Origin of the sequence: uncultured Rhodococcus sp. (assembly GCF_963525155.1) — a bacterium.
Taxonomy (GTDB): Bacteria; Actinomycetota; Actinomycetes; order Mycobacteriales; family Mycobacteriaceae; genus Rhodococcus_F; species Rhodococcus_F qingshengii.
Genome location: NZ_CAURKP010000249.1, coordinates 1 through 6276, shown reverse-complemented (window position 1 = coordinate 6276; position 6276 = coordinate 1). Strand labels below are relative to the sequence as shown.

The window sequence follows — 6276 nt, the reverse complement described above, 5'->3', positions numbered from 1 at the left end:
CACTTGGGGTTACTTGTCGTGAATGATCACGCCACGGATGTTCTTGCCGTCACGTAGATCCAGGTAGCCCTTGTTGACGTCTTCGAGGCTGTAGGTGTTGGTGATCAGTTCGTCGAGCTTGAGCTGACCGGCATCGTAGAGACGCAGCAGTCGCACGATGTCGTACTGCGGATTCATGGACCCGAACAACGTGCCCTTGATCGTCTTCTGATTCAGCGTCAGGTCGGTACCCGACACGTGAACGGTCAGCTTGGCGGGGTCGGCGAGTCCGGTGATCACCACGGTGCCACCCTTGCCGATCACTGCCGTCGCTGCACTGACCACGTCCTCGTCGACGGTGCCGACAAGGATGAGCGCAGCGTCGGCACCCTGTCCCCACGTCAGCTCGTTGACCTTGGCAGCAGCGCTCTCGGCGTCTGCAAAGGCATGGGTTGCACCGAACTTCAGTGCGGTCTCACGCTTGAGAGCAACCGGATCGACCACAACGACGTACTTGCAGCCGGCCGAAACGGCGCCCTGGACGGCGTTGATGCCGAGACCACCGATGCCGTAGATCACAGCGGTGTCACCGGCGCGAAGGTTACCGGCATTTACTGCCGTTCCCCAACCCGAAGGCACGCCGCAGCCGACGACCACCGCTGTCTCCAAGGGAAGCCAGTCGTCGATCTTGACTACCGAGTGCTGAGAAATGGTGGCGCGCTCGGAGAACGTTCCCAACATGCACATTCCGCCGAAATCCATTCCGTTGCCGTGGAAACGGAAGGAACCGTCGGGCATCGAGCCTTCGAGGATGGTGGCACCCATGTCGCAGAGGTTCTGGCGACCGGTCGAGCAGTAGCGACAGGTGCCGCAGTTGGGGATGAAGCTACACACGACATGGTCGCCCGGCTTGACCTTCGTGACGCCTGGGCCGACCTCTTCGATGATGCCCGAGCCTTCGTGTCCGCCGACGATCGGGTAACGCGGCGGGAGATCACCGTCGGTCAGGTGCAGATCCGAATGGCACAGTCCGGCGGCGGTGTACTTGATCAGTACCTCACCCACACCCGGGCCGTCGAGGTCGAGTTCCATGATCTCGAAAGGCTTTCCGGGCTCGAGCAGTACAGCAGCTTTGGTCTTCACTGGTGATCTCCTTGATTGTCGGACGAGAGAATGAGCGATGGGGTCGGTCAGAGAGCGATGTTGACGGCCTTGGTCTGGGTGTAGAGATCGATAGCCGAAGCGCCGAGCTCGCGGCCCCAGCCGGACTGCTTGTATCCACCGAAGGGCATTGCAGTGTCGAAACCGTTGTACTGGTTGATCCACACCGAACCGGCCTTCAAGCGCTTCGCCGTGCGGTGAGCCTTGGAAATGTCCCGGGTCCAGATGCCGGCGGCCAAGCCGTAGATGGAATCGTTTGCGGCAGTGATCGGTCCGTCGTCCGCGTTGAACGGCAGCGCCGCCACGACGGGTCCGAAGATCTCCTCCTGAACGATGGAGAATTCGGGCTTGACGTCAACGAAGACGGTCGGCTCGACGAAGTAGCCCTGATCGCCCCAGCGGTTGCCGCCCGTCAGTGCACGTGCGCCGTCGGCGATTCCCTCACGGAGGTAGCCGGTGACCTTGTCGAACTGCTCCTGCGAGACCAGCGGTCCGAGCTGGGTGGTGGGATCGAGGCCGGGTCCGATCTTGACCTGGCTCGCTGCGTGCGCGACGGCCTCGGTGAACTTCTCGAAGATGGTGTCCTCGACGTACAGACGAGTACCCGCAACGCAGCACTGTCCGTGGTTGAACAGCCACGCGTTGAGCGAACCCTCCACCGCGGAATCGAAATCGGCGTCGGCGAACACGATATTGGGGCTCTTGCCACCGAGCTCGAGCGTAACCTTCTTCAGATTGCCCTTGGCGGCGTCGACGATCTTCTTACCCACCTCGGTGGAACCGGTGAACGCGACCTTGTCCACGTCGTCGTGGCCGGACAGTGCAGCACCTGCATCGCCGAAGCCGGGAACGATGTTGACGACACCGGGCGGGAAGCCGGCTTCTTCGAAGACCTCCGCGAGAAGCAGTGCGGTGAGCGGGGTCTGCTCGGCAGGCTTGAGGATCACCGTGTTTCCGGCGGCGAGAGCGGGGGCAAGCTTCCACGACGACATCAGCAGCGGGAAGTTCCACGGCACGATCAGTCCGCAGACGCCGATCGCCTCACGCAGCGTGTAGGCGTGGAACTCGCCGCCCGGAGAGAAGGGCATCGACACGTTGACGGTGCTGCCTTCGATCTTGGTAGCCCAGCCCGCGTAGTAGCGGAAAACGTCTGCGGCCCAAGCCACGTCGACGGCGGTGGCGATGGCAACGGACTTGCCGTTGTCGAGAGCTTCGAGCTGACCGAATTCCTCGGCACGAGCACTGAGAATGTCGCCGACGCGCCAGATCATCCGCTCGCGCTCGTTTGCCTTCATACGTGACCAGGGGCCGTCCTCGAAAGCCGTTCGAGCGGCACGTACCGCACGGTCGATGTCTTCGGCCTGACCGTGTGCCACGTCTGCGAGCTTCTGTCCGTCAGCCGGGTTGTACGTCGCGAAGGTCTGACCCGAAGCGGCGTCGACGAATTCACCGCCGATGTAGAGCTTCTTCGGTCCGTTCAGGAAACCCTGTACCGCGGAACTGATGGTGTGTTCGGCTACTGCCGTCATCGGAAACTCCCCTGAAGTAGTGAGGTGCGAATGTGATGCACGCCATACTTCCGCGCTTCCAGGGGTGCTAACTGTCCGAACTTTGTACAACTGAAGTCGGACAGCAAACTACACAGTGATGTCGAGCGCCCGCATCCGTGTGTAGAGAGTGCTTCGGCTGATTCCGAGTTGCGCCGACGCGTGAACCTTGTTGCCGCCGCAGTCTTTCAACGCTCCGATGATCGCCTGGCGCTCGGCTTTCTCCCGCCCTGCCAACCGCGACACCTTGGTCGTGGTGCGATAGTCCTCGGGCAGATCAGCGACGTCGATGCGATTGCTCGAGCGTTCATCCGAGGCGCGATTCAACACGACGCGCAATTCTGCCAGGTTGCCCGGCCAGTTGGCCGCCGCGAGTGCTTCGGCAGCGCTGGCGGTCAACCTCAGTTCTGGCGAGATCCCCTCCAACATGACTTGTGCCAACTCGGCGATCTCAGCCTGTCGCTCGCGCAGTGGGGTGATGACAACCCGGGAGGCGCATCGTGAGAGCAGCGCGGCGATGGTCGGCGGAAGATCAACTGCCGCTCCGCTGGTCAGTACGATTTTCGGCCCCTCGGCGCTGGCGTCGATCAGGTCTGCGACCAGCGGCAACACCGAGTCAGGAAGGAGTTGTACCTGTTCGATCACGACCACGCCCGAACGCTTACGGGCTGCTCGCACGAGATCGGTGACCCACTGCTCACGGCCGTCGAACGCGATTCGCGTGGCATCGAGCCAACTCGCATCGACACTGCCGACGACGTCCGATGCTGCCGAGGTTCGGCCGGATCCCGCTTCACCAGAGATCGCCACGGCGGCAGAGGTTGCCCGCGCCCGCATCAGGTCGCGCCGCAGTCGTTCGCCCGGAGACGGTGCCCGCTCGTGTGTTCTGCGGATCGGTGCCCGTTCCCGTTGGAGTGGTTCGACCAGGAAGAGCGCACCACCGTCAGCCCCGGAAATCCGGTCGGCTTGAACTCGCGCCAGCGCGCCGGACGCCAATTCGACTGTCACCAATCGTGATTGGTCCGGATTCAGGTCGGCAATCAAGGAACGGAGCGATACATGGTCTGCGGTGTCGAGCAGATCCAAAGCGGTTCGGTTGCTCAGCAGGATGTCGTCGCCGATGGCCGCGACGGCAATGTGGCGCTGATGTGAAACTCGCTGGAATGCGTCGACCAGCCGCTGCTCCGATGCTTTCGAGCCTTCGAGCAGCCGTTTCTCGATGTCCGCTGCAGCACGCGCAAGGAAGGGCGCGAACAGTGGGTTGGCCTGCGAGACAACGCCGGTCATGTCGAGAATGCCTTCGACACGACGTGTGACGGGATGCAGGATCGGCTGTCCGTAGCAGCTCAAACCCTTGAGGCTGTCGAGGAAATGCTCGTCACCGTGGATCACCACGCTTCGTCCGACCTCGAGGGGCGTACCAAGCGCGTTGGTGCCGGCGTGCTCTTCACCGAAGCGTGAACCGTTGACGACACCCAACCGCTCGATCGTTCGCTCGACGCGACTGTCGGAGTACACCGAAGCGACGACGCGGCATTCGCGATCAGCAAGCAGCACGCAGAAACCGGTGCCCGCGATCTGTTGCGAGACTTCGTCGAGCACGGGTGCGGCGGCCCGGAGCAGACGAGACTCACCGTCCTGCTCCTCGGTGTCCACGGCGATGGCCGACGACGGGTCGAGGCCACTGAGTCGAGAACGCTTCCAGGAGAGCGCGATCTCGGGGCGTACCGGCTCACGCTCCCCTGGGTTCGCGGACATACTCTCAGGCCTGACCGATCAATTCGATCGCCTGTTCTCGCATCGCGATCTTGCGGACCTTGCCCGTGACTGTCATCGGGAACTCGTCGACGACATGGACGTACCGCGGAATCTTGTAGTGCGCGAGCTTGCCGGTGCAGAACGCGCGGACCGAATCGGCGTCGAGATCGTCTGCACCTTCGCGCATCTGGACCCACACCATCAATTCCTCGCCGTACTTTGCGTCGGGTACACCGATGACCTGCGCATCGAGAATGTCGGGGTGGGTGTAGAGGAACTCCTCGATCTCACGCGGATAGACGTTCTCGCCACCGCGGATGACCATGTCCTTGATGCGTCCCGTGATGGCGACGTATCCGGCCTCGTCCATGACTCCGATGTCTCCGGTGTGCATCCACCGGGCAGCGTCGATCGCCTCGGCGGTCTTCTCCGGGTTCTCCCAGTATCCGAGCATGACCGAGTAACCACGCGTGCACAGTTCACCCGGCTCGCCACGGGGCACCGTCAATCCGGTTGCCGGATCGACGATCTTGATCTCGAGATGCGGCCCTACCCGTCCGACCGTTTCGGTGCGCTGCTCGATCGAATCGTCCGAGCGGGTCTGCAACGACACCGGCGAGGTCTCCGTCATGCCGTAGCAGATGGACACCTCCGACATGCCCATGCGATCGATGACCTGCTTCATCACCTCGACCGGGCAGGGCGAGCCCGCCATGATGCCGGTGCGAAGGGACGACAGATCGAAGCTGTCGAAGTCCGGCAACGCCAACTCCGCGATGAACATCGTCGGAACGCCGTAGAGGGACGTGCACTTTTCGGCCTGAACGGCTTCGAGCGAAGCACGCGGATCGAAAGCCGGACCCGGAATGACCATGGCAGCACCATGACTGGTGCACGCAAGGTTGCCCATCACCATGCCGAAGCAGTGGTAGAACGGCACCGGGATGCACACCCGATCGACCTCGCTGTAGTGGCACAACTCGCCGACGAAATAGCCGTTGTTGAGGATGTTGTGGTGACTGAGCGTCGCGCCCTTCGGGAAACCGGTAGTACCCGAGGTGTATTGGATGTTGATCGCGTCGTCGGCCGACAACGCGGCCTGGGCTGCGGCGAGCGGAGCCGGATCGCTTGCCTGCGCCGCCAAGCCGTCTGCAAGCACCGCGTCCCACTCGGGTGAACCGAGCAGGAGCACCGACGTCAGATCCGGGCACTGCGGCCGCACCGTCTCGATCATCGACGCGTAGTCCGAGGTCTTGAAGCTGGCCGCAGACACCAGCGTCGAGATCCCGGCCTGCTCGAGCACGTACTGCAACTCGTGCGAGCGGTACGCCGGATTGATGTTGACCAGGATCGCGCCGATCTTTGCCGTCGCGTATTGCGTGAACGTCCATTCCGGACAGTTGGGAGCCCAGATCCCTACCCGATCACCCTTCCCCACACCACGGGAAAGTAGTCCGGCAGCGAGCCCGTTCACCTGCTCGGCGAACTCCCGGTACGTCCATCGTCGACCGCTGGCGTGGTCGATCAACGCATCGCGGTCGCCGTGTGCGGCAACCGTGCGATCGAGGTTGTCTCCGATGGTGTCGCCCAGCATCGGACCGTCCCATACTCCGGACGTATAGCTGGGCAGCGGCGTACTCATGTGTTCTGTCCTCTCCGGTTGCCTGTTCAGGCACCTATGAGAGGGGCCGCCGCAGCGGACCCTCTCATCTACGAATTTACTCGATTCGGTGTGATGCACGACATACTTCCCGGTGCGGGGTGGCCGTAACTGTTCAGAGTCCGGACACCCCACCCGCCTGCTGTGCGCCGTTATTAAACGCCCGCGGGT

General features: G+C 62.7%; 4 protein-coding genes. All 4 read right to left on the bottom strand.

The features are described 5' to 3' along the window. Nucleotides 1-9 precede the first annotated feature (9 nt). The 4 genes from RWT78_RS27260 to RWT78_RS27245 all read right to left on the bottom strand — a co-directional run bounded on the left by RWT78_RS27260 (nucleotide 10) and on the right by RWT78_RS27245 (nucleotide 6087). Nucleotides 10-1122, bottom strand: a complete 1113-nt coding sequence (locus tag RWT78_RS27260) for an NDMA-dependent alcohol dehydrogenase (protein WP_314682220.1) — start codon at nucleotides 1120-1122, stop codon at nucleotides 10-12. Between the two features lie 47 nt (nucleotides 1123-1169). Then, nucleotides 1170-2669: an aldehyde dehydrogenase family protein gene (locus RWT78_RS27255; protein WP_019744236.1), complete on the bottom strand. Its 1500-nt coding sequence runs from the start codon at nucleotides 2667-2669 to the stop codon at nucleotides 1170-1172. Between the two features lie 108 nt (nucleotides 2670-2777). Beyond that, on the bottom strand, nucleotides 2778-4445 hold the full coding sequence (locus RWT78_RS27250) for a sigma-54-dependent Fis family transcriptional regulator (protein ID WP_003942072.1): 1668 nt from the start codon (nucleotides 4443-4445) through the stop codon (nucleotides 2778-2780). Between the two features lie 4 nt (nucleotides 4446-4449). Further along, on the bottom strand, nucleotides 4450-6087 hold the full coding sequence (locus tag RWT78_RS27245; protein WP_003941942.1) for an AMP-binding protein: 1638 nt from the start codon (nucleotides 6085-6087) through the stop codon (nucleotides 4450-4452). Nucleotides 6088-6276: the final 189 nt, after the last annotated feature.